Source organism: Pseudoalteromonas sp. 20-92, from assembly GCF_030847595.1.
Classification (GTDB): Bacteria; Pseudomonadota; Gammaproteobacteria; order Enterobacterales; family Alteromonadaceae; genus Pseudoalteromonas; species Pseudoalteromonas fuliginea.
Genome location: NZ_JANJGQ010000002.1, coordinates 30,860 through 55,407 on the forward strand (window position 1 = coordinate 30,860; position 24,548 = coordinate 55,407).

20 protein-coding genes are annotated in these 24,548 nt (G+C 38.6%); 12 read left to right on the forward strand and 8 right to left on the reverse strand.

Translation table 11 applies throughout. The features are described 5' to 3' along the window. Positions 1-2 precede the first annotated feature (2 nt). From NRL14_RS02165 to NRL14_RS02200, 8 genes are all read left to right on the forward strand, one after another. Positions 3-2,243 carry a transporter gene (locus NRL14_RS02165; RefSeq protein ID WP_306723879.1) on the forward strand — a complete coding sequence of 747 codons (2,241 nt, stop codon included), beginning with the start codon at positions 3-5 and terminating at the stop codon, positions 2,241-2,243. 1 nt (position 2,244) lies between these two features. Beyond that, positions 2,245-3,483 (forward strand): NAD(P)/FAD-dependent oxidoreductase, encoded by a 1,239-nt coding sequence (locus NRL14_RS02170; protein WP_306723880.1) that lies wholly within the window; start codon positions 2,245-2,247, stop codon positions 3,481-3,483. Continuing rightward, positions 3,471-4,031, forward strand: coding sequence for a DUF3261 domain-containing protein (locus NRL14_RS02175; protein ID WP_306723881.1), 561 nt, complete (start codon positions 3,471-3,473; stop codon positions 4,029-4,031). Before NRL14_RS02170 ends, NRL14_RS02175 begins: the two co-directional genes overlap by 13 nt. Then, a complete protein-coding gene (locus NRL14_RS02180; RefSeq protein ID WP_306723882.1) occupies positions 4,028-5,197 on the forward strand; it encodes a beta-ketoacyl-ACP synthase in 1,170 nt (389 codons plus the stop codon). Before NRL14_RS02175 ends, NRL14_RS02180 begins: the two co-directional genes overlap by 4 nt. Next, on the forward strand, positions 5,190-5,645 hold the full coding sequence (locus NRL14_RS02185) for a hotdog family protein (RefSeq protein ID WP_096794661.1): 456 nt from the start codon (positions 5,190-5,192) through the stop codon (positions 5,643-5,645). The genes NRL14_RS02180 and NRL14_RS02185 overlap by 8 nt, the downstream gene beginning before the upstream one ends. Continuing rightward, positions 5,642-6,367 (forward strand): 3-oxoacyl-ACP reductase FabG, encoded by a 726-nt coding sequence (gene fabG / locus NRL14_RS02190; protein ID WP_007378697.1) that lies wholly within the window; start codon positions 5,642-5,644, stop codon positions 6,365-6,367. Before NRL14_RS02185 ends, fabG begins: the two co-directional genes overlap by 4 nt. Beyond that, positions 6,367-7,596 carry a beta-ketoacyl-ACP synthase gene (locus tag NRL14_RS02195; RefSeq protein WP_008137175.1) on the forward strand — a complete coding sequence of 410 codons (1,230 nt, stop codon included), beginning with the start codon at positions 6,367-6,369 and terminating at the stop codon, positions 7,594-7,596. Before fabG ends, NRL14_RS02195 begins: the two co-directional genes overlap by 1 nt. A gap of 90 nt (positions 7,597-7,686) precedes the next feature. Next, entirely contained in the window at positions 7,687-8,991 is a 1,305-nt protein-coding gene (locus NRL14_RS02200; protein WP_149605470.1) for a DEAD/DEAH box helicase, read from the forward strand. Positions 8,992-9,107: 116 nt separating this feature from the next. Here NRL14_RS02200 and NRL14_RS02205 read toward each other — a convergent pair whose 3' ends face one another. Next, complete coding sequence (locus tag NRL14_RS02205) at positions 9,108-10,715, reverse strand: NAD(P)/FAD-dependent oxidoreductase (RefSeq protein WP_007376374.1); 1,608 nt, start codon at positions 10,713-10,715, stop codon at positions 9,108-9,110. 194 nt (positions 10,716-10,909) lie between these two features. Between NRL14_RS02205 and fdxA the strand changes: the two genes are divergently transcribed. The 3 genes from fdxA (at position 10,910) to NRL14_RS02220 (ending at position 16,176) form a co-directional block, all read left to right on the forward strand. Next, the gene (fdxA, locus tag NRL14_RS02210) at positions 10,910-11,233 is read left to right on the forward strand and encodes a ferredoxin FdxA (protein ID WP_007376373.1); all 324 of its coding nucleotides are present in this window, start codon (positions 10,910-10,912) and stop codon (positions 11,231-11,233) included. Between the two features lie 147 nt (positions 11,234-11,380). After that, positions 11,381-13,624, forward strand: a complete 2,244-nt coding sequence (locus tag NRL14_RS02215) for a carbohydrate binding family 9 domain-containing protein (RefSeq protein ID WP_306723884.1) — start codon at positions 11,381-11,383, stop codon at positions 13,622-13,624. Positions 13,625-14,250: 626 nt separating this feature from the next. Next, complete coding sequence (locus NRL14_RS02220) at positions 14,251-16,176, forward strand: bifunctional diguanylate cyclase/phosphodiesterase (protein WP_306723885.1); 1,926 nt, start codon at positions 14,251-14,253, stop codon at positions 16,174-16,176. Positions 16,177-16,205: 29 nt separating this feature from the next. Here the strand turns inward: NRL14_RS02220 and NRL14_RS02225 are convergent, their stop codons facing one another. The 7 genes from NRL14_RS02225 to NRL14_RS02255 all read right to left on the reverse strand — a co-directional run bounded on the left by NRL14_RS02225 (position 16,206) and on the right by NRL14_RS02255 (position 23,016). Further along, entirely contained in the window at positions 16,206-16,907 is a 702-nt protein-coding gene (locus NRL14_RS02225) for a TorF family putative porin (protein ID WP_007376370.1), read from the reverse strand. Between the two features lie 9 nt (positions 16,908-16,916). Next, a complete protein-coding gene (locus NRL14_RS02230; protein ID WP_306723886.1) occupies positions 16,917-18,134 on the reverse strand; it encodes a BCCT family transporter in 1,218 nt (405 codons plus the stop codon). 158 nt (positions 18,135-18,292) lie between these two features. Next, entirely contained in the window at positions 18,293-19,960 is a 1,668-nt protein-coding gene (betA, locus tag NRL14_RS02235) for a choline dehydrogenase (protein WP_306723887.1), read from the reverse strand. An 11-nt stretch (positions 19,961-19,971) separates the two neighbouring features. Next, complete coding sequence (gene betB, locus NRL14_RS02240) at positions 19,972-21,435, reverse strand: betaine-aldehyde dehydrogenase (protein WP_306723888.1); 1,464 nt, start codon at positions 21,433-21,435, stop codon at positions 19,972-19,974. A gap of 1 nt (position 21,436) precedes the next feature. Further along, positions 21,437-22,012, reverse strand: coding sequence for a transcriptional regulator BetI (gene betI, locus NRL14_RS02245; protein WP_008137165.1), 576 nt, complete (start codon positions 22,010-22,012; stop codon positions 21,437-21,439). A gap of 441 nt (positions 22,013-22,453) precedes the next feature. After that, positions 22,454-22,759, reverse strand: a complete 306-nt coding sequence (locus NRL14_RS02250; RefSeq protein ID WP_149605466.1) for a hypothetical protein — start codon at positions 22,757-22,759, stop codon at positions 22,454-22,456. Further along, positions 22,759-23,016, reverse strand: a complete 258-nt coding sequence (locus NRL14_RS02255) for a DUF3081 domain-containing protein (protein ID WP_007376364.1) — start codon at positions 23,014-23,016, stop codon at positions 22,759-22,761. Before NRL14_RS02255 ends, NRL14_RS02250 begins: the two co-directional genes overlap by 1 nt. Positions 23,017-23,162: 146 nt before the next feature. On the opposite strand from NRL14_RS02255, the gene NRL14_RS02260 reads away from it, so the two are divergent. After that, positions 23,163-24,443, forward strand: a complete 1,281-nt coding sequence (locus tag NRL14_RS02260) for a flavohemoglobin expression-modulating QEGLA motif protein (RefSeq protein ID WP_149615224.1) — start codon at positions 23,163-23,165, stop codon at positions 24,441-24,443. The last annotated feature ends 105 nt before the right edge of the window (positions 24,444-24,548 follow it).

Sequence of the window (24,548 nt, forward strand, 5' to 3'; positions counted from 1 at the left end):
CAGTGACAAAACGAATTACCGTTATTGTAGGGTGGTTTAGCAGTTTAATTTTACTTTTTGCTGCAGCTTTTTGGCTGTCTAAACCAACGTTTAGCGCCGATATGTTTAGCTTGTTACCAAAATCACACTCTCAAATTGCCTATGCGGAAGATGTTTTTTTTCAACAAAATGCTAACCGTGTTATGTTCTCGTTTGCAGGAAATAATAAAAATAAAGCATTTGATGATTTCCAAAAATGGCTTGACGATAATGCAATTAAAAGCACACTTAACTTTCCGTCCGTTAACGATTTAGCGCAAACATTCTCACCTTTCAAACATGCGTTATTAAGTGATACTTACAAACAAACATTAAGCAACAAAACAACGTTTGAACATTATTACCTTGCGCAATTAAATCAGTTAGGCAACCCATTTGTAAGTGCTACTTTAAGCAAAGATACAAGTTTGAGCTTAGCGGCATTTATAGAAGATAACTTAAAACAAAGCCAATTGTTTACGCTTGAACAAGGCCGTTTAACTCGACGTTTAAAAGGCGTTGAATACCGTGTCATTTTGGCAAACTTAGCGCCTGAAAATTTAGGGGTTAATAAATCAATTGATTTAGCTGGCGCGATAATTAAACAGATCAATATACTTAATAAAACCTACCCTGATTTAAGCATTACTTACTCCGGTGTGCTATTTCATACGGCTGAAAATGCTAAACAAGCTAAATACGAGATGAGCTTGTTTGGTGGTATTAGCTTATTAGCCCTTATTGTTATGGTATTTTGGGTATTTAGGCGTTTAAACAGTATTTTATTAGCAAGCTTTACCGTACTGAGCGCACTTACTGGTGGCGCTATCGCTATGGTATTGCTATTTAAGACTATTCATTTATTAACGCTTGTTTTTGCAGTTACCTTGATTGGTATTGCCATTGATTATGCATTTCATGGCATGGCTGATTTAGCCAAAAAAGAGCATGAAAAAGGCTACAGCAAAGGGACACAATCTGCGCTTTTACTGTCTCTTATTACGACTACGCTGGGTTATTGCTGCTTACTCGGTGCGCCACTGACGTTATTGTCTCAAGTTGGGGTGTTTGTTATTGCCGGTTTGGTGAGTGCATGGCTATTTACCGTGTTAGTTTTGCCATTGTGGCAATCTACGCTCACGTTATCGCCTTCGAGTTTATTAATGAGTAAAAAACTCATCAATGTTTTTGAATATTGTAACCACCTAAAAACACCAATACTTATTACATTACTGGCCTTTATCAGTGCGTTATTTTTAATTAAACCTATTAGCTTTAATGATGATGTAAAGCTATTAAATGCAAGCTCCGATCACTTAATGCTAAACGAAAAAAAGCATTTGTTATTACTTGGACAATGGGACAGCCAAATTGTTTTTATGTTTGCAAATAGCGACGAAGCGCTTTTACAAAAACAAGAACAATTTTTAACACGCTTAACCCAACTAGACCCAAATTTTAAACATAATAGCATTAGCCATTGGTTGCCTAGTTTACAAAGACAGGGCGATAATCAGGCTGTGTTTGAACAGGCTAAAAACAAAGGGACTTTGGATATTGCAGAGCGCGTTACAGGGCAAGCACTTGCAAGTACAAAATCACCGTTACTCACTTATGAAACACTCGCCACGAGTGCATTTAAACCATTATTACGTTCCCAAATGGTTGTTGAACTAAATCAGTCGATAACATGGATGTCTCTTTCGGGTATTTCATCTGATCAATTAATTAATGAAGTTGAAAAAAGCAAAGGTGTTTATATTTATAACAAACCTCAACAAATTAGTGCTTTATTAAGTGACTACCGCGAATATTTGCTACTAAGCTTGGTGCTCGCGGGTCTGATCAGCTGGCTGCTATTTAGCTGGCGGTTTACGATTAAGATAGCGCTTCTGCAAGTAACCATTTTATCTGTTGTGGTGTTGAGCATGCTCTGGATATGTAACGTAATTCAAGGTAGCTTGTCGTTATTTAATTTGCTCGGTGCATTACTTGTTATTGCTTTAGCAATTGATTACCTCGTTTTTTATCAAATAAATAAGTTAGAGCCCAAAAATGTACTGGCGATTAGTTTATCTGCAGCGTCATCGATGTGGGTATTTGGCATGCTGAGTGCCTCTGAAACCCCTGCTATTTTTAGCTTTGGGCTGAGTGTAATGGTCGGGATCTTAGCTATTTATTTTTTATCACCGCTAAGTGTTTTAAAGCCTCAAAAGGAACAATAAATTGAATAACCTTGAGCAGTACGATGTTGTTGTTATTGGCGCGGGTCCATCAGGCGCTCTGGCTAGTAGCCTGTTAGTTCAAAAAGGTTGGCGGGTACTTGTACTCGAGCAACAGGTGTTTCCGCGTTTTTCAATTGGTGAAAGCTTATTACCGCAATGCATGGCCTACTTAGAAGAGGCAGCTTTAATTGATTCAGTACATGACAATGCAGCGTCTTTAGGTTTTCAATTTAAAGATGGTGCTGCTTTTCATCGGGCGGGGCAAAATACAACTATAAACTTCACCGAAAAATTTACTCAAGGCCCAGGCACTACGTACCAAGTAAAAAGAGCCGACTTTGACAAGTTATTAGCAGACAAAGCACAAGACCAAGGCGTAGAAATTCGATATCAACACACTGTAGTCGATTATAATGACGAATTAAATGGTGCGTCGTTACTTGTGCACAACGAGCAGCAGCAAGCTTACCGCGTTAATGCTCGGTTTGTATTGGACGCAAGTGGCTTTGGGCGTGTATTACCAAAATTGTTAGATTTAGAGCTTCCCTCTCACTTTCCTGTACGCAGCGCTTACTTTAGCCACTTTAAAGACAATATTAGTGATAAAAACTTCGATCGCAATAAAATTTTGATTACCGTACATCCTCAATATTCTGATGTGTGGTATTGGCTTATTCCCTTTAGTGATGGTACTGCGAGTATTGGGGTTGTGGCGCAGTCGGAGCGTTTTAATAACGACGAATCTAGCGATGTGCTAAATCAATTTATAGAGCAAGACCCTTATTTAAAAACACTGTTGGCACAACGTCAGTTATTAACTCCTGCAAGGAATATTAAAGGTTACTCGGCAAATGTGAGTAAGTTATATGGTAAGCACTTTGCTTTATTGGGTAATGCGGGGGAGTTTTTAGACCCTGTATTTTCATCAGGTGTAACAATTGCACTTAAATCAGCAAATTTAATTGCCCCACTTGTTGACCGCTATTTAAAAGATGAGAACGTTGATTTTGACACCCATTACGCACAGCCATTACAAGCTGGAGTCGATTGTTTTAGAACATTTGTAACAGGGTGGTACGACACGCGTTTTCAGGATGTAATATTTTATGCAGAACAAAATACCCAAGTACGAGAAATGATCAGTGCTATTTTAGCGGGCTATGCATGGGATACGAATAATCCATTTGTTGCGCAAAGTGAACGTCGTTTAAATGTGTTGGCTCAGTTATGTCAAAATTAATTAAGTATGCGGTGGGTATTGTATTTATATTTGCTGTATTGAATGCATGTACGAGTTTTACGGCATCTAAAAATAGAGTGTATCTATCGCCTAATATTCAATTAAATATTAATAGCGTCCCAACACAAATGTTTGGACAGTCTTGGCAACATGTTTTGTATATTACGAATCAACATAAACAACACACTGTGTTTGCTCAATTAGCTATAAATGGCAGTGGTTCAATTAAATTATTGTTAATGACAGTGCAAGGCTTTCCAATTATGGAGCTTGAAAAACCTTTAAATGGCCCAGTAAAAACAAGAAAGATGTTGGCGGTAGAAGGGATAGACCCTCATTATATTTTGGCGGATATTGCATTAGTACATTGGCCAGTAGCATTTTTACAAAAGCAGTTAAAGGGTGCTTTAATAGAGCAGGTTGGCTCTAATCGGGAGGTATTTAACGATGAGGGTATATTTATCACCATTGACTATAGTGATGAGTCGACAACGTTGAACAATATTTTACATCAGTATCAAATAGCATTTAAAAAGGTAGAACAGTGACATATTGGCTGAATGATTTAGGCATTGTGAGTGCGATGGGCATAGGCCAAGATGCAACCACAACAAGCTTAAATAAATATAACCCTACAACTCCTTTATTAACTTTAAATAAAAGCCTAAGTGCTGAGCAAGCCCCGCTGTATGTAGGGCAAGTTCAATCTATTGCTTTATCAAATAATAAACGTATCAATACATTTATTGATCTAGCTTTAGAACAGATTAAGCCAACCTTAGATAAACTTTCGCATATTGATAAGTCGCGTATCGCAATTGTAATGGGTACTAGTACATCAGGTATTCATGATGGCGAAAGAGCGCGTAAAAGCTATGAAAGTACAAAACTCTGGCCCGGTGACTTTAGTTACAGTGATCAAGAGCTAGCAACACCCGCTCATTACATTGCACATAAAATAGGAGCATTAGGGCCTTGTTACAGTATTTCTACAGCGTGTACCTCAAGTGCAAAAGCGTTAATTAGTGCGCGTGCGTTGTTAAATGCTGATTTAGCTGATGTAGTAATTTGTGGTGGTGCAGATAGTTTGTGTCAATTAACAATTAATGGCTTTGATTCGCTAGCCTCTTTAAGCTCTGGCCTATGTCAGCCTTTTTCTAGTGACAGAGACGGCATTAATATTGGTGAGGGGGCAGCTTTATTTGTAATGACTAAAAATACACCAATAACAAATAACGGCATTATGCTAGTAGGCAGTGGGGAAAGTTCTGATGCTCATCATATGTCTGCACCTGATCCTAATGGAATGGGTGCTCAAGCATCAATGGAAAAAGCATTAAAAAGTGCAAAGTTATCCTCTGGTGATATTGACTATATTAATGCCCATGGTACGGCCACTTTCAAAAATGACAAAATGGAAGCACTTGCAATTAATCGCGTGTTTGGCAACAATACCCCGCTTAGTTCAAGTAAGCATTTAACAGGACATACCTTAGGTGCTGCAGGCGCCATTGAAGCCGGTATATGTTGGTTATTATTAAAAGACAGCGGCCAACATATACTGCCATTTAACGCAATTAAAGAAGACGGTGATTTGGCTGATATAAAAATAATAAAACAAGCGTTTAAGCCCGCTCTTAAATACTGCTTATCTAATTCATTTGCGTTTGGCGGTAATAATGCCAGCTTAATATTGGGAGTTAACGTTGACTAATTACCCTATAGAGCAAGTGGTCCCGCACGACGCGCCTATGATTTTAATCGACAGCCTTTTAGCGTATAGCGAAGATGAAGCACAATGCATTATTACTATCACTGAGCAAAGCCCTTTTTTTAGCCCTGCGATTAATGGTGTACCTAGCTATATTGGCGTTGAGTATATGGCGCAGTCTATTGCCGCTTACGCTGGCGCGTTGGCGAATGATGAAAATAAACCAGTAAAAATTGGTTTTTTAATTGGTACGCGAAAATATCAAACTTATCTACCGTGTTTTAAAAACGGCAGTAAGCTGACTATTGAAGTGAAAAAGCTATATCAAGAAGAATCAGGTTTGAGTGTATTTGAATGCCAAATACTCTTGCGTGAAACCTTACTTTGCCAAGCAAAAATTAATGTATTTCAGCCTGAAAATCCGCTGGAATTTATAAGAGAAAATCAATGATAAAAAGAATTTTAGTTACAGGTTCAAGCCGTGGTATTGGTAAAGCTATTGCGTTAAAACTTGCTGAGCAAGGGTTTGATATTGCAGTGCATTGCAGATCGGGTGTTGAGCAGGCTCAAGCAACATGCGATGAAATTAATAACTTAGGTAGAACGACCAGCTTACTGCAATTTGATGTATGCGATAGAGAGCTGGCAAAGGCACAAATAGAGCAAGATATAGCTCAGCATGGCGCTTATTATGGCGTGGTATGTAATGCAGGTATTACTAACGATATGGCATTTCCGGCCATGCAAGGGGAAGATTGGGATTGTGTTATACGCACAGGCCTTGATGGGTTTTATAATGTAGTACACCCAACTGTAATGCCTATGGTACAAAGCCGCAAAGGTGGGCGTATAATTACAATGTCGTCGGTATCAGGTATTGCAGGTAACCGAGGGCAGGTAAATTATAGTGCAGCAAAAGCCGGTATTATTGGGGCCACTAAAGCACTTGCATTAGAATTGGCAAAACGCAAAATTACAGTTAATTGTGTGGCACCTGGTTTGATAGAAACGGCGATGACTGACGAATTACCTATTGATGAAATGATGAAAATGATCCCCCTTAAGCGCATGGGGAGCGTTAAAGAAGTTGCAGGAACCGTCGCTTTTTTAATGTCTGATGACGCAGCATATATTACACGCCAAGTAATTTCTGTTAATGGTGGCATGGTTTGATGAAACGCGTTGTCGTAACCGGTATGTCAGTGGTCACTGCATTGGGTGATGATTGGTCTGAATTTAAACAAGCCTTAATTAAAGGTGAAAATGCAGTTGTTACTATGCCAGAGTGGGATATGGCCGACGAACTCAATACTCGTCTAGCAGCACCAGTTAACCACTTTGAGCGACCAAGTCACTATAAGCGCAAACAAGTACGTTCAATGGGGCGAGTGTCACTTATGTCAACTCGCGCTACTGAGTGTGCACTTGAACAAGCAAAGCTACTTGAACACGAAAGCCTAACAGATGGCTCTACGGGCATCGCATATGGCTCATCAACGGGTTCTACTGCGCCTTTACTCGCCTTTGCAAATATGATGGAAACGGGTTCGATGTCGGGTGTAACAGCAACCAGTTACATTAAAATGATGGCGCATACCGCCCCTGTAAATGTTGGTGTATTCTTTGGTTTAAAAGGGCGCGTTATAACAACAAGCTCAGCGTGTACATCGGGCTCTCAAGGTATAGGCTATGCCTATGAGGCAATTAAGTTTGGCCGACAAAAAATAATGGTTGCTGGTGGTGCAGAGGAGTTGTGTATCACAGAGGCTGCAGTATTTGATACCCTTTACGCGACATCTACAAAAAATGAAACACCAAAAAAAACACCTCGTCCTTTTGATGCAAATCGTGATGGCTTAGTGATAGGCGAAGGCGCGGGTACACTTATTTTAGAAGAATACGAGCATGCCAAAGCACGCGGGGCGACAATATTAGCAGAGGTGGTTGGCTTTGGTTGCAATTCTGACGGTGAACATGTTACTCAACCTACATCAAAAACAATGCAACTAGCGATTGAAATGGCACTGCAAGATGCCAATCTAAAACCAGAAGAAATTGGTTACGTAAATGCGCATGGTACATCGACAGACAGAGGCGATATTGCCGAATCTCATGCAACGTTTAACGCACTTGGCAATAAACCTATTAGCTCGTTAAAAAGTTATTTGGGACATACTTTAGGTGCTTGTGGTGCAATAGAAGCTTGGGCAAGCATTAATATGATGGCTGATAACTGGTTTGCACCAACAATTAATTTAGACAACGTTGATGACGAATGTGCTCTGCTTGATTACATAACACACCAAGGTCGTGAGATTAATACCGATTACGTAATGAGTAATAATTTTGCGTTTGGTGGTATTAACACCTCTTTAATATTTAAACGCTATAAAGCAGATTAAACGCGTTAAAATAGAAGTAATGACTAACTGTTGACTCGTTTTTACTGTATAATTTGCGACCCTTGATAATGTGGCCGTAGGTTATACAGCATGAATTTTAAATCTTTTAGTTTCGCTCCTGAAATCATCCAGGCGTTGGACGAACTTAACTATCACACTCTTACGCCCATTCAGCGCGCAGCAATCCCTGCTGTTCGTAAAGGTAAAGACGTTTTAGCCAGTGCACAAACTGGTACCGGCAAAACTGCCGCGTTTGCTTTACCTATCATCCAAAAATTGGTTGAGTCTGAACTCAGCACAACGAATGCACCTCATGCATTAGTACTTGCGCCAACGCGTGAACTTGCAGAACAAATTGCAAATAACTTCAGAGATTTTGCAAAGCATACATCGCTTAAAGTCGTTAGTTTATTTGGTGGTATTAGTACCGCCGGCCAAGCAAACGCTTTAAAAGAAGGTGTAGATATTGTTGTTGCTACACCAGGTCGTTTATTTGATCATATTCGTTTAGGTAACTTAAGCCTTGCAAGTGTTAAGCACCTTGTTCTTGATGAAGCTGACCGTATGCTTGATATGGGCTTTATTGAAGATATGCAAAACGTTATTAAAAGCTGTGCAGAAGAGCGCCAGATTTTACTGTTCTCAGCTACATTCCCTGCAGCAATTAAACAGTTTGCATCTAAGGTATTAAAACAAGCTGAAATAGTACGTGTTGATCAAACTAACAGTACAGCAAGCACTGTTGAGCATGTTGTTTACCCTGTTGAAGAACGTCGTAAGCAAGAGCTACTTTCTGAATTGATTGGTAAGAAAAACTGGCAACAAGTGCTTGTATTTGTAAACATGAAAGAAACGGCTGACGAGCTTGTAAAAGAGCTTAACCTTGATGGTATTCCGGCGGGCGTTTGCCACGGTGACAAATCTCAAGGTAACCGTCGTCGTGCACTTCGTGAATTTAAAGAAGGTAAAGTGCGCGTATTAGTGGCTACAGAAGTGGCTGCTCGCGGTATAGATATTGATGGTTTACCTCGTGTAATTAATATTGATTTACCATGGCTTGCAGAAGATTACGTTCACCGTATTGGCCGTACAGGTCGAGCTGGTCGCCAAGGTCAAGCAATCTCATTTGTTAGCCGCGAAGAAGAAAACACTTTGTTTGAAATTGAAACGCTAATCGGCCAAAAAATCAAACGTGTATATTTAGAAGGTTACGAAGTAAGTAATCGTGAAGTACTAATTGATAAAATTGGTAAAAAACCAGCGCATTTACGCCGTACACGTTCTAACAAGTTATCAGGACAGGCAACCGGTGAAGCGAGAGCAGTTAATCGCTCACGTATTTCAAGCGTTCGTAAAAGCTTAAAAGGCGAAAAACTGTCACTTAAAAAGTCATAGTTAACGCCCTTAAGTTTAAAAAGCCTGAGTTTACTCAGGCTTTTTTGTGCCTAAATTTTAGTGTTAATACTTATAGTGTTCTAAATAGGAAATTTTTAACAAAGTTAGCGTCAGGTTTAAGCGTTTTCTAACATAGACAGTGCGACCGCTTCAGCTGCTTTAATACCATCAATACCCGCTGATAAAATACCGCCAGCGTAACCTGCACCTTCACCTGCAGGGTAAAGCCCTTTAGTGTTGATACTTTGGAATGTTTTATCACGCTTAATACTAATAGGCGACGAAGTACGTGTTTCAACGCCAGTTAATAAACCGTCGTTAGTCGAAAAACCACGAATTTGTTTATTAAACGCAGGTATCGCTTCGCGAAGAGCATCAATTGCAAATTGCGGTAGCACTTTACTCAAGTCAGTTAACTTAATACCAGGTGTGTAAGAGGGTTGTACTTCACCTAAGTCTGCAGATGATTTACCTTTTAAGAAATCTCCAATTAACTGTGCTGGTGCATCGTAGTTGCTACCACCAAGCTCATACGCTTGCTCTTCAAGTTTGCGTTGTAAGTCTATTCCAGCAAGTGGATTACCAGGGAAGTCTTGCTCTGGTGATATACCTACCACAATAGCGCTGTTAGCGTTGCGCTCACTTCGTGAATATTGGCTCATACCATTGGTAACAACGCGACCTTCTTCAGAGGTTGCAGCGACTACTGTGCCACCTGGGCACATACAAAAGCTGTAAACTGTACGGCCATTATCACAATGATGAACAAGTTTATAATCGGCAGAGCCTAAAATAGGGTTTCCTGCATTTGTGCCAAAACGACATTCATCGATCATTGATTGTTTATGCTCGATTCTAAAACCAACTGAAAATGGCTTTGCTTCAACATAAATCCCTTTTTTATGGATCATATCAAACGTGTCACGTGCGCTGTGGCCAACGGCTAATACAACATGGCGAGTGTTTAGTTGCTCGCCATTTGAAAGCGTTAAACCTGTTACTTGCCCGTCGTCTAAATGAATATCGTCAACACGTGTGCTAAAGCGAATTTCGCCGCCGAGCTCTATTATACGAGCGCGCATTTTTTCAATCATGGTGACAAGTTTAAACGTACCAATGTGTGGCTTACTTACGTATAAAATTTCATCGGGTGCGCCTGCTTCTACAAATTCAGTAATGACTTTACGACCGTAATGTTTTGGATCCTTTACTTGGCTGTATAATTTACCGTCTGAGAATGTACCTGCGCCACCTTCACCAAATTGTACATTTGATTCTGTATTAAGTGTGCGTTTACGCCAAAAGCCAAATGTGTCTTTTGTACGTTCACGTACTTCTTTACCGCGCTCTAAAATAATGGGTTTAAAGCCCATTTGGGCAAGTAATAAACCTGCAAATAAACCACAAGGGCCAAAACCAATCACGACAGGACGCTCTGTTATATTTTCGCTGGCTTGTGCTACAAATTTATAACTTGTGTCTGGCGCTACTTTTACATGTTGGTCTTTTTCGAATTCGGTGAGTAGATCGGCTTCGTTATCAACTTCTATATCGAGTGTATAAATAAGTAAAATAGCAGATTTTTTACGTGCATCATAACCACGTTTAAACACATTAAAACTGTGCAATTGTTCAGGTTGGATTTTAAGTTTATTTACAATTGCTTGACCAATTGCATCTTCGTCATGATCAAGTGGCAGCTTTATTTCTGTTAAACGTATCATTTATATCTCTTTTAGGTGTCATAGCGGGGTATTATTACCGCTCACAATAAGGGGATGCAGGGCACAAATAGTGTGCAAACATAAGGCGCGTATTTTACGTTAAAATAGCCTGATATGGCACTTATTTATTGTATTTTTGGGATGGATGGGTATGATCCACAGCTGTTGTTTAAAATAGTAGGTGTTAAAGTATTATGGCGTTTGTCGTTACCGAAAATTGTATAAAGTGTAAGTACACCGATTGCGTATCAGTGTGCCCAGCAGATGCATTTTTTGAAGGCCCTAATTTTTTAGCTATTAGCCCAATTGATTGTATTGATTGTGGCTTATGTGTACCTGAGTGTTCAGCTGATGCTATATATCAAGAAGATGAATTACCAGAATCTCAAAAAGAGTTTACTGAGTTAAATGCCGAGCTTGCACTTGTATGGCCACGTATTACACAAGTAAAACCTGCACCAGAAGATGCTGACGTATGGAATGGTATAGACAACAAACTTAAGTTACTCGAAACTTAATTATCATTTTAAAATTAGTCCTTTATTATTAATTCGTTAATATTTAGCATAATAATCTTTGCAAGGTATTAACAAATTTACTCGCTTAAATTACAATTCATCCTATAAATTACTCACACCGAGTAAAGCAAGTTTAAATGGATGTTTATGCAACTCTTTATAACCATAATAAAAAAAATTATTTTTATACTTTCAAGTTTTTCTTTATTACTATCCAGCCTAGATGTAGCCGCTGAAAAACAGCAAGTATCCTTATCCCGCATTGATTCAAATATCACCGTTGATGGTGTTATGGATGAAGCGCATTGGAAAGATGCGACACGTGTTTCCTTACTCTACCAAGACGAGCCTAATGAAAAAGGCACTCCTCCTGTAAAAACTGATGCCTTTATCTATGAAGATGGCACAAACTTATATGTTGCCTATGTTGCACAAGACCCAGACCCTACGCAAATTCGTGCATCACTTCGTGATCGTGATACGCTCTGGGAAGACGACGTAGTTATTCTTGTTATTGATACATTTAATGATGAACGCAGTGGCTATGAATTCCATGTGAACCCGCTGGGCGCGCAAGGCGATATACGAATGACCGATACCGATGGGTGGAGCTCTGATACTTCATGGAATGCTATTTGGGATAGCGCAGGACAAATTAACGAGAAAGGTTATGTTGTTGAAATGCGTATTCCTTTTAAAGCACTGCGTTTTCCTGAAAATAAAAATGAGCTAACGTGGGGTTTTTCTGTAATGAGAAACTATCAACGAGATGTATTATATCAGCTATCAAACATGGGCTTTGACAGAAATGTGAAATGCAGCCTTTGTCAGTTTGATAAGTTAGTTGGCTTTAGTGACATTGAATCAAGTAAAAATATTCAATTAACACCCACGTTGACGGCACTTAGTAACGATAACAAACCTGAATTACCGGGTGATTGGAATAATGGCGATATAGACACTGAAGTGGGCTTAGATTTACGCTGGGGTTTAACAAAAGACGCTGTTTTAAACGCAACAATTAACCCTGATTTCTCGCAAGTAGAAACAGACTCTTTAGAACTTGATGTAAATACAACCTTCTCTATTTATTACGCTGAAAAGCGTCCTTTCTTTTTAGATGGGGCTTCTTACTTTAAAAGCAGCTTATTTGAACTTTTATACACGCGTACAATTGCAGAGCCTAATTTAGGCGCAAAATTAACGGGTAAAACAGGCAATCATAGTTATGCTTTAATGCTGGCTGACGACGACAACAGTAATATTTTACTGCCAACGAATCAGGGCTCTGGCTTTGCAAGCTTAAACGAAAAAACGAATGCGGTGGCTGGGCGTTATCAATATGATATTGGTCAGCAAGGTACTATTGGACTTTCAAGCACACATAGAGAAAGTGATAGCTACCATAATACAGTATTGTCAGTTGATGGTAGTTATTGGTTTAATCAATCGGATACTCTTTTGTATCAAGTATCGACGGCTGATATTCGCAACTCGGCGTTTTTAATTGAAAACTATAACTTATCTGAAACTCAGTCAGATGAAGCTTATGCCTTAGAACTTACCCGCGATAAACGTGATTACAAATTGTTCGCCTCTTATGAAAATATTGGGCAGGATTACCGCACTGATTTAGGTTATCAAGCTAAAGTCGATTATGAAAAAGTAGGCTTAGGTGGCGGACAAACATGGTACAGAGATGAGTCAGATTTACTCACCTCATGGTCATATGAAGCTGACTGGGATAAAACGTGGGCGCAAAACGGCGACTTACTTGAAGAAGAATACGAAGGTTTTTTAAGCTTCAAAGGTCAAAAACAATCCATTTTTGAAATTGGTTTAGTGCACCGTTATGAAAATTATAACGATAATTTTTATAATCAAAATATTGGATATATTTACACTGGGTTCAAACCTACTAAAGATTTAAAGCTTTCGTTATATCTTGAATACGCTAGCCGAATTGATTATGCGAATGAGCAGATTGGCGATGTGTTTGATACCCAAACTCAAGTAATATGGGATATTAACGACCACTGGCAGCTTGATGTGAAACATAATTACAGCCAATTAGACAACCCACAAGGGGATCGTGTATTTACAGCGAACTTGGTTGATTTTAGGCTTCATTATAAATTCAGTATGCGTTCAATACTTAAGTTAATTTTACAATTTGAAGATATAGATCGTAACGAAAAAGCTTACTTTTATCAGGTTAGTCAAACTAATAAGGATTATGGTAGCCAGCTTGTTTACTCATATAAAATTAACGCACAAACATTATTTTATTTAGGGTATTCAGATAGAGGGTACCAAGACGATTCACTTAAAAATATTGAACGAGATCAGCGTACGTTTTTTACAAAAGTTAGCTATGCATGGCAACTTTAAAGTAGCTAAAACGAGGTGATTAATGCTTATTAGTCACCTCGAAAGACTGTTACAATTTTATTTAATTACAATAATCATATGTATAGTTTCGAGTTTAATAGTAAATTCCTTTTACTAGGGCCTGTTGACCTTTCAGGATTAAAATTTGTTCAATCTAGGGGCGATTTAATCGCGGCGTGAGGTTTGTAACCTAGCGGGCTAAGTCAAAACCAAGCAACAAAGAGTAAATTGCCCCTAGGCAGAACCCTTCGGGCAGCGCATGTTTGGCATTTATTCCACGTTATCGCCTATTTATGGGAAATAACCACACTACATAGACTCTGCCTTGCCTAAATACCAAACAGACTGCTGCAAATTTAACCTCGAAAGATAAACAGCCCCTAGCAGATTTAAATTTTCAGTAAAGGTAGTGTTTGCTGAACTACTTCCTCAATAAAATTAATTCAATATAGCAAGTACATAGGGTCTTCGCTTTGTGAAGAACAACGCTCATATCTATCGTTTTTACCTTCTATAGCACTGAAAATAAACACATCAAAAGACACCTTATATTGGACAATATCGAATTTAAAGCTTACGTTTAGTAGTATAAAAAGTTGATAATATTAAACAAAGGCATATCTTTAATGCATGTGAGCCCTCTAATAGAAAAAGAATTAAATGATAGTGTGCGGATCCTTTATTTAAATGCCTATTCTGGATTGTTTATATCTTTTATTGCTAGTACGGGCATAGTTTTTGGTTTTAGTGATAAGTCTTTTACTTCAGTTACCGATAAGCTTATTTGGTGGTTTATCATGGTTGTTGTTTTAGGGATCCGTTTGATAGATGTTTACTATTTTAAACGAAGCAGTAAAGCAGCGAGTTATATTGATTTATATAGATTCTCTTTAAGTGTAATCCTCACGGCGTTGATTTGGTGCTGTTATGGCTTGTATTTCCATTCATCTTTCAGCGTCCTAGAGCTTACAAGTATAATCATCATTTTTTCTGCACTTGGTGGTGGCTCTGCAAATATTCTTTCAGCGCATCGACCAACATGTTTTATATACGCATTTTTGTTATTGATACCATATTCAGTGCTACTGACCCTATCTGAAGAACATTATCAAAATGTATTAGGAGTATTAGGTATAGGCTTTGGGTTTGTTACGCTTATTGCTTTACACAAGGCTGCAAACTTTACGCAAAATGCCATCCATTTAAAAAATCAAAATATTGAACTATTAGAACTGATGGAGCAGCGTGTCGAATTACGAACACAAGAAATTTATCATCTATCAAATAGCGATTCCCTTACTCAATTATTGAATAGAAACGCTTTTTTAAAAGAGTCAAAAAAAAGGCTATCGCGATACCCTAATGAATCATTTGCGTTGTTATTTATTGACTTAGATGGCTTTAAACATATAAACGATACTATGGGGCATGAGGTTGGCGATCAGATTTTAACAAAAACTGCCCAGAGAATTTCAGCAGTGTGTAGCCAAAATGAGTATAAGTGTCGGTGGGGAGGTGACGAGTTTTTATTACTTACTGATTATAACTGTAAGGATAAAACTAATGATTTTGCAAATAAAATCATTAGTGCCATTACACAAGTACACTCGAATAGCCATTATAAAGCGGGAATAGGTGCAACGATAGGTATTGCATTTTATCCTGAACATGGCAGTGATTTGGACGAATTAATACTAAACGCAGATATGGCGATGTATCATCAAAAGCGTATTAATAGAGGAAAAATTAGTTATTTTGATGATAATTTGCGTATGCAACTTGAGCGTATAAGACGCTTAAATGACAGGCTTTCTTTTGCGGTACAAGACGGAAGTTTATCGCTTGTTTTTCAACCTATTATAGATTCGAATACAAATCGCCCCAGTTCAGTTGAAGCACTTTTACGTTGGCAAATGGATGGTGAACCGGTTCCACCGGATGAGTTTATTCCTATTGCAGAGCAATATGGGATGATTAGTGAAATTGGACTCTGGGTTTTAAAAAACGCGTGTATTCAAGGGCTCGAGTTTCAAAGAATCATTCCCGATTTATCAATTAGTGTTAATGTCTCTGTTATGCAGCTTCAAGGGCAAAAATTTGTTGTTGAAGTTGCTGATATTTTAAGAAAATTTAGCTTTCCAGCTGATAAGTTACATATAGAAATCACTGAGTCAGTATTTGCTAAGGATAAAAGTACATTTTTATCAACGGTTAAATCTTTGCAAGAGTTAGGGGCTAGGATATCGATAGATGACTTTGGTACTGGCTATTCATCCTTATCAAGTATGTTAGATATTGGTGTGGATATCGTAAAAATAGATAAAACGTTTATTCAAGATGTCGATAAAAAAGGTCTGAGTATAGTAAATGCAGTGGTACAAATGGCCAGTTCACTTAGCTTTGATGTGGTTGCTGAAGGTGTTGAGACAATTGATCAGAGCGAAAAGTTATACAGTTTAGGCGTTTCGCATTTACAAGGTTATTATTTTTCTAAACCGTTAGATGCGAGTTCTTTATGCGCTTATCTTGAGAGCATAAAAAAGGCTTCATAAGAAGCCTTTTAATTATTGATGTGTTTTACTTACAAATCAAAAGTACGTGATATGGCAAGTACGATACGCTCATCTGCGTAATCGTAGTCAAGGCTCGTATTTTCAGCCGCCACTTCAATACCAAACCCTTCATAACTAGTTTGATATGCTAAACGGTAATGGTTATATGATTTTTTCTCGTTAACGTCCCACGCCCATTTTTGGCCATCAAGTGAGTTTGATATATCAAAACTTGCACGTAGTGCATGATTTGGAGCCAGCTCATAGGTATGTGCAACCATTGAGATTACATGACCTCCACCTTGGCCAAAGTAATCCCAGCTATACCAAAAGTTAAGCTCAGTTTGGCCGTATTCACTCGCATAGCCAAACTTAGTGTAAGCTTCAGCGTAGTTACCATCGCTGTTATTACCTTGATAAGTGTAATAAGCAATACCGTAGTCAACGCTAAACTGCTCATCAAGCTGCACATACTTGCCTACATAAGCATCAAGTTCAAAATCAGTGTCATCACCAAAATCTACATTTGACGCCCAAACACCGGCGTATACACCGCTATCAAAAGCATAATCTAAGCTGCCTTGAATTGCAGGGTCGTTATCTGTCTGTGTTACACCATTAAATGTGTAGTCAGACGCTGCCGTGATTGTTGTTGACCAATCAGCAGCTGCTGTTGTTGATAAAAGTGCAAATGGTAGTGCTACTACAAGTTGTTTTAGTTTGTTATTCATTGTTTATCCCTAGTGTACTGTGTCTATTTTTGTGTAATCAATCTTGTTTGCTTTTGGTGAGCTGTCTATATTTTTGACTGTTTTAAATTTACTGTATCCAATAAAAGCAGCACACAGAAAGAATAGTCCAATAACTAATGCGCCTACCCACTGAATTTGTAAAAACTCTAGTTTAAATAATAGTGTTAATAGAGACAGAGCGACAACATTCCCAAGTATATATTTCATTTTACCAAAACGTTTAACAGTAAGGTTTAGGTTATCTGTATATAAACGCACTAACGAGTCGAGTGAGTTGATTACAAATACAATACCTACAAATACCATAGCAAAGTTTTTAATACCTTGAGTTGGGATCCCTGCTTCATGATAGTGATAAAGTACGCTAAACCATATCGCAATAGGAATAGAAGGGAATATCAACATCGCACCTAATACTTGGTATGTTTTAAGTCCACCAACAAAGCGTGATGTAAATTGACCAATCATTATGCTCCAGGCAAACCACCAAAATAAGTAAAACTCATGGTAATCATTCAACGGTAAAATAAATTCGTTAATGTTGGCAAAGTAAGTGCCAATTGAGCCCAAGTTATTAGTAAACGCAGAGATTTCACTATCACCAATAACAAACGCGCCAACCCACATGAAAGCTATTAACGCTAAGAATAACCACGTAGTCGCAATACTTAAAATACGCACATATTTAATGTCGGTGCTTGAGTACACTGCAAAACAAATCGCGGCAAATACAATTAAATAAAACTCGCTAACTACACTTGTACCGTCACCTAATTCGGGTAAGTACCAAGGTAAATTTGTAAGTAGTAAATAAGCTGTAAATGCACATGTACCAATAATTACAACATTATTGATAAATTTAACCCAAGGAATTTCGAAAAATTTAACTTTAGGTTCTATTACACAGAAATAAAAGCACGTAAGAAAGTAAAATCCCCAGATCAAGAATCCCCAATAGCCAAATTCAATAGCCAGTGGATTTGCAAACGCGTATTCTGGGCTTGCTTTTATGTCTGCATAACCTGCAAACTCAGTTAAAGGAAACATAATAAGGCCAACATCAAGGCCTGATGTAAAAAGTATCGCTATAAACGTAAAGGTTTTTACCGGTGTTACACCTACTACACGTACATTACCCCATTTAAGTAAGATAATAACAACTGCGAGTAAAGTAAAAATGATGCCTGCATTAAGCCAAATAGTCATTGTTACCCTCCAATAATGAATAAAAATAATTCATAAGCACTCCGTATTTTATTGTTTTATTCTCGCATTAACACAACGTAACCTATTTACATCGTGTGCCACTGCAAGGCACGCTCAGGTTTAGCCCGACGAGGCTAAACCTGAGCATGTGGCTAAAGTTAGATCTTTGAACTACGTTGTGTTTCTTGCCAGTTTGTTGTTATGGCAACATTCACATCCGATTTCTGTAATGGGTTTTTACCCAAAATTATGTCAGCTGCTTTTTCGGCAACCATAATGGTAGGTGCATTCAAGTTTCCGTTAGGAACTGTTGGGAATATAGATGAGTCAACAACACGCAGTCCTTCAATACCATGTACTTGCGTATTTGAATTAACAACGGCCATATCATCTTCACCCATTTTGCATGAGCAAGAAGGGTGGTAGGCACTTTCTACGGCTTGGCGAACAAAAGCATCTATTTCTTCATCTGTTTGAATATGTTTACCAGGTTGAATTTCTTCATCGCGGTATTCATCAAAGGCACTTTGTTCGATTATGTCGCGTGTTAAGCGAACGCACGCTCTAAAGCCTTCAATATCGTCTTGGTGTTCAAGGTAATTAAATAAAATAGTTGGTGGCTGCTCAGGGTTCGCAGAAGCAATAGTAACACTACCGCGACTTTTTGGTTTGTTATGACCAACATGTACCTGAAAACCATGACCTGCAAATGCACTTCTACCATCGTAACGCATAGCCGCTGGTAAAAAGTGATACTGAATATCTGGCCATTCAACACCTGGTTTTGAGCGAATAAACGCACACGATTCAAAATGATTCGTTGCACCTAAACCCGAACGCGTTAATAACCAGCGCGCGCCAATCAACCCTTTTGAAATAATGCCTAGCTTGCCGTTAAGCGTGATAGGTTGCTTACACTTGTATTGAAAGTAAAACTCAAGATGATCTTGTAAGTTTTGACCAACACCTGGTAGATGATGCTGAACTTCAACGCCTGCTTTTTCAAGCGCTTGAGTATCACCAATACCAGAGAGTTGTAAAATATGTGGAGAGCCGATTGGGCCAGCACTTAGTACAACGTCTTTTGCAGCATGTGCGGTTTTAACGTCGCCATTGACTTTGTATTCAATGCCTGTGGCTTTTTTGCCATCTAAAATCACGCGTTGTGCGAGTGCACCGGTAATAATCGTTAAATTACTACGCGATTTAACAGGGTCTAAATACTCACGAGACGCAGAGCTTCGCACGCCGTCTTTTACGGTCATGTGCATTGGGCCAAAACCCTCTTGCTGCGACGCATTATAATCATCTGTAGAAGCGTAACCAGCTTGTACACCTGCTTTTATAAACGTACGGTAAAGTGGGTTTTTCATTTCGTTGCCGTTATTAACGCCAAGCGGGCCTTTGCCACCACGGTAAGTATTTTCACCAAGGTAAAAGCTTTCTGCTTTTTGAAAATACGGTAAACACGATTGGTAATCCCAACCGTTTGCACCGTATTGCTGCCATTCGTCAAAATCTTTTGCGTGGCCACGTACATATACCATGCCATTAATAGATGACGAACCGCCTAATACTTTACCTCGAGGACAATGCATTTCACGGTTATCTAAATGAGGCTCAGGCTGCGTATGAAACTGCCATGCGTATTTGTCACTATTCATAGGAATAGATAACGCGGTTGGCATTTTTATAAAAATACTTTTATCGCTACCGCCAGTTTCTAGTAGTAACACGCGGTTACTTGAATCTTCAGATAAACGGTTTGCTAAAACACAACCCGCCGAACCCGCGCCAACAATAATATAGTCGTAATGATTACTCATAGTAGGGCGCCTTAAAATGGGCTTTCTATGTCGGCCATACCAACATAAATAGACTTAGTTTGCGTGTATTGATCAAGCGTTTGTATACCATTTTCACGACCAATACCCGATTGCTTGTAACCGCCAACTGGCATTTCAGCAGGTGAGTTACCGTATGCATTAATCCAACAAATACCGGCTTGTAACTTATGAATAACGCGGTGCGCACGTTTAATATCGCTAGTAAATACGCCTGCGGCTAGGCCTAGGTGAGTTGCGTTAGCGCGTGCAATAACATCGTCTTCGTCGTCAAAAACAAGCACGCTCATTACAGGGCCAAATATTTCTTCTTTAACGATTGTCATATCGTCGTTGCAATCGATAAACACAGTCGGTGCTACAAAATAGCCATTAGGTGCAGACTCAGGTGAAAGCGTTGTACCACCGGTTAATAGCGTTGCACCTTCTTCGATGCCTTTATTAACGTAGCTCATTACTAGTTCTTGGTGCTTTTTAGAAATAAGTGCGCCAAAGTTAGTATTTAAATCTTGTGGGTCGCCAGCAATAATGTTTTTCTCAGTGCGCGCTTTAAGCTCATCAATAAACTGCTGATATACATTTTTATGAATGTAAATACGTGTACAGTTAGTACAAATTTCGCCTTGCGTATAAAAGTTACCTAACATAGCAGCGCTAACCGCTTGCTCTATGTTGGCATCATCAAATACTAATAGTGGAGATTTACCACCAAGTTCCATCGTGACATCTTTTAACGTACCGGCAGCACTTGCCACTACTTTTTTACCTGTGCCTACTTCACCCGTAAACGATACTTTATCAATATCGCTATGCTGCGTTAGCCACTGGCCTACATCGCCTGCGCCTTGAACAACATTAAACACACCTGCAGGTACGCCAGCTTCAACAAATACTTCTGCAAGTTTAATTGCGCCAAGTGGTGTTTCTTCAGATGGTTTGAATATAAATGCATTACCAGCAGCAAGGGCAGGGCCCGACTTCCAACATGCAATTTGTAGTGGGTAGTTCCATGCACCTATACCCGCACAGATACCTAATGGCTCTTTACGTGTGTAGTAAAAGTCATCACCAACCATTTGTTGTTGGCCTACTTGTGCTGGCGCAAGGCCTGCAAAGTATTCAATTACATCAGCGCCGGTTTCAATATCAACACAATTTGCTTCTTGCATTGGTTTACCGGTATCTAGTACTTCTACGAGTGCTAACTCATCGTTGCGCTCGCGTAAAATAGCCACTGCTTTTAATAAAATACGACTACGTTCAACGGGTGTCATTGCTGACCACTGTGCAAAACCTTGCTTTGCACTGGCAATGGCTTCGTTTTGAATAAATTCGTCGGCAATTTCTACTGCGTAAATAACCTCACCCGTTGCTGGGTTTGTTACATCAAATGTTTTGCCGCTCTGATTTGCAAGAAAATGGCCGTTAATAAAATTTTGATAGACAGGTGTAGTCACGCTAGGCTCCATATTGCTTGATAAGTGAAAGTACATAGCTTTTTGCTAACTTTTCACTGTGTTTAAACTGATTATTGTCTGATTTACTCAGTACTGCTCTTAACCATAGGCCATCGATCATCGCGGCGCTAAGTTCTGCAGCTTGATTTGCTTGCTCAATAGGCATTAATTGCTTAAAAGAAAATGCTAAATTACTTTGCAAGCGTTTACTGTTTACGTTTTGTAGTCTGTGTAATTCTTCATCGTGCATCGATTGCGCCCAAAAACTTAACCACGTTCGGGTTGTATCATTACGCTGTTGTACAAGCGCAAAGTTGGCTTCGATAATAAACATTAAACGCTCAGTGGCAGTGGTTTGATGATTTACCTTACTTATTAAGCCTTGCTTTAAGCTTGTTAGTAAGTACCTAACCGTGGCTTCAATTAACCCCTGCTTACCACCAAAATAATGACTAATGATGCCTGACGATAAACCTGCATTTTTACTAATGCTGTTTATCGTTGTGCCTTGAAGCCCTTTATTTGCAACTGACTCTATAGTTGCGTCAATTAGCTGCTGACGTCTGACAGGTTCCATTCCGACTTTAGGCATAATTATTATTAATTGAACGTTCAATAAAGATAAGCTTAAGGTAATAGCTCTAATAATTCAAGGCTAAGGTAAACACCGAGATATTAAAATGTAGATAGAACATTAATGATCTAGTGATTAATAGAATAAATGCAATGATTTTAAAGTGGGTATGTATTCAATAAAATCAAATGGTTAAGTTTGTTTTTTTGAGTATTTGATATGGTGATGATTTCGTTACTATAATAAATTAAGAAAATCATTATAAAATCGTTAGTACCGTAATAGTTAGAGTACTAATAGTGTTATTTTAATGCAAAAGAGTATTAAACCTACAATTAGTTAGTGTTCTAATAAACACATGTGTAAATAGTTGACCCATAAATTAATTAATATTTAAACTAGATTCGGACAACATGATGCTCTGACTTTAAATTTTTATTGCAATTAAGCGTTATTAATAACGCCTTTAAATAGTAGGGGGTAACGTCTTAGTCTATTGCCAATGTAGTCATCAGCTAAAATTTGCTGGCAAATAAAGTCAATATCTTTGCTTGCCTCAAAGACCCAATCAAAACGCTCTATAGCCAGTAAAAAACCACGCTTTAAATGAGTTTGAGAGCGGTACTGTTCTAGGTTTTTTTGAATAATTGAGATTTTGCTTGGATCAGCTTGAAGCTCTTCTACTACTTGGTTAATAAAAGTAGTATTGAGCTTACTGGTAGGGCGGTGTCTTAGTTTTCGTGGGTGCATTATCGCTCGTTTGCAATGTTATATAATTTTTTCAAAAAGTCGTCCTTATGCTTTTCATGTTGGTAGTCAAGGTGGTAAGTATTATGAAAACCAAAGCGTAGTTCTACGCCGCTACCTTGTAAATATACGGTGTAACCGTCTACGTCAGAATAAGCAGTAACCCCTTGATAATGTTTACCTTCATCAGTCATTTCGCCTTTTTGAATTATACGTTCATAAACGGCCAAAATCTGTTTATTGTCGAGTTCGTTTTTCATGCTTTATACCTTTTATTTAGTAACTCATACGATACAGATATGAGGGTCGATCAACTTAAAAACAATAGCTAAAAAAGTGTGATATTGCTTTGTAATTTAGCCTTTTTAAATTATGCTCAAAACTCATTTATTGTTGAGCTTACACCATGATAGACAAGGCGTTACTACTAAAAACTCGTGAGTTATCGGATCAATTAATTGCATTGCAAACGCCTATTAGGATACTCGATGCTATTAATTGGGATAAACAAACTAAAGAGGAGTTTTTTAGACAAAAATGTCAAAAAAATCCACTTATTGATCGTGCATACTATCAACAGCGCGACCTCGGTTTTGTACCTAGCGAGTTACGCCAAGCGTTTTCTACTTTGCACCGTAACATTATTAACCAATTGGGGCAGTTAAATCCCATTGCTCAATACATGGGAAAAATGTGCACAGAGTATAAAACGGTATTAAGCATGCTTGAGTATCGTGGCACACCTGAGTTCCATGACTTATCGGTAGAGTTATTTGGTCATCCTAAAGATTTATTTCATGCCGGTGAGCCCTCACTTTCTGAGCTAGCTAATATGCTAGATAAACCGCTGCAAAATTTACTCATAGCCGACATACTACCTGACGACCCTAAAAATATTGCTGCTGTTGATGCGGTGCGTATTTTGTCTGAGCAAGTAAATGCCAGCATGGCAGGTATAAATGTAGAGGTAATGCTTAGCGATGGCATTGTCAGTGATGCAGCCGCCGGTGCAAATAATATAAAGCTAAATCAAGATGTTAAGTTTTCTCAGCGTGAGCTTGATATTTTAGAAGTTCACGAAGGGTGGATACACGTGGGCACAACTCAAAATGGATTAGCGCAGCCGTATTTAACCTGTTTAAGTAAAGGCACGCCTAGCTCGACTATTACCCAAGAAGGTTTAGCGGTCCTTACCGAAATTATCACTTTAAAGTCGACTCCAAGGCGCTTATCTAAATTAGTGAATCGTATTCAAGCCGTTACAAAGGTAATTGATGGTGCTGAGTTTGTAGACATTTACCGTGATTACGTAGCGCAAGGTTTATCAAAAGATGACAGTTACACACTTGCGCAGCGTGTATTTAGAGGTAGTACGCCAACAGGTCTGCCGTTTACAAAAGATATTGCCTACATTAAAGGCTTTGTACTGGTTTATAACTTAATACGCGTTGCAATACAGCTTGGTCGAATCGATAGACTCCCTTTATTACTGGTAGGTAAAATATCGATAGATGACTTTAGATTAATATCGCAGCTTCATGATTTAGGTGTGATAGAGAGCCCACAATTTGTACCACCACACTTTAAAGATTTACGCGGTTTGGCCACCTGGTTGAGCTTCGGTCGTTTTATTGGCGACTTATCGTTTGAAAAGTTAGAAAACGATTATAAACCGTTATTTTTATAATTAATGGTATTTTTATTTTTTATGTTAACTATCTGTTTTTTGTTTACATACTGGAAACGCTAATGCTATTGTATTTTTTCATCCTTTTGGATGTAATTTAATAAC

Coding starts and splice junctions, on each gene's coding strand:
- betA (WP_306723887.1), bottom strand. CDS start 19,960: ATGAGTAATCATTACGACTATATTATTGTTGGCGCGGGTTCGGCGGGT.
- NRL14_RS02255 (WP_007376364.1), bottom strand. CDS start 23,016: ATGAAAAACGAACTCGACAATAAACAGATTTTGGCCGTTTATGAACGT.
- NRL14_RS02220 (WP_306723885.1), top strand. CDS start 14,251: ATGCATGTGAGCCCTCTAATAGAAAAAGAATTAAATGATAGTGTGCGG.
- NRL14_RS02250 (WP_149605466.1), bottom strand. CDS start 22,759: ATGCACCCACGAAAACTAAGACACCGCCCTACCAGTAAGCTCAATACT.
- NRL14_RS02195 (WP_008137175.1), top strand. CDS start 6,367: ATGAAACGCGTTGTCGTAACCGGTATGTCAGTGGTCACTGCATTGGGT.
- NRL14_RS02175 (WP_306723881.1), top strand. CDS start 3,471: ATGTCAAAATTAATTAAGTATGCGGTGGGTATTGTATTTATATTTGCT.
- betI (WP_008137165.1), bottom strand. CDS start 22,012: ATGGAACCTGTCAGACGTCAGCAGCTAATTGACGCAACTATAGAGTCA.
- fabG (WP_007378697.1), top strand. CDS start 5,642: ATGATAAAAAGAATTTTAGTTACAGGTTCAAGCCGTGGTATTGGTAAA.
- NRL14_RS02200 (WP_149605470.1), top strand. CDS start 7,687: ATGAATTTTAAATCTTTTAGTTTCGCTCCTGAAATCATCCAGGCGTTG.
- NRL14_RS02215 (WP_306723884.1), top strand. CDS start 11,381: ATGCAACTCTTTATAACCATAATAAAAAAAATTATTTTTATACTTTCA.
- NRL14_RS02260 (WP_149615224.1), top strand. CDS start 23,163: ATGATAGACAAGGCGTTACTACTAAAAACTCGTGAGTTATCGGATCAA.
- fdxA (WP_007376373.1), top strand. CDS start 10,910: ATGGCGTTTGTCGTTACCGAAAATTGTATAAAGTGTAAGTACACCGAT.
- NRL14_RS02225 (WP_007376370.1), bottom strand. CDS start 16,907: ATGAATAACAAACTAAAACAACTTGTAGTAGCACTACCATTTGCACTT.
- NRL14_RS02230 (WP_306723886.1), bottom strand. CDS start 18,134: ATGACTATTTGGCTTAATGCAGGCATCATTTTTACTTTACTCGCAGTT.
- NRL14_RS02205 (WP_007376374.1), bottom strand. CDS start 10,715: ATGATACGTTTAACAGAAATAAAGCTGCCACTTGATCATGACGAAGAT.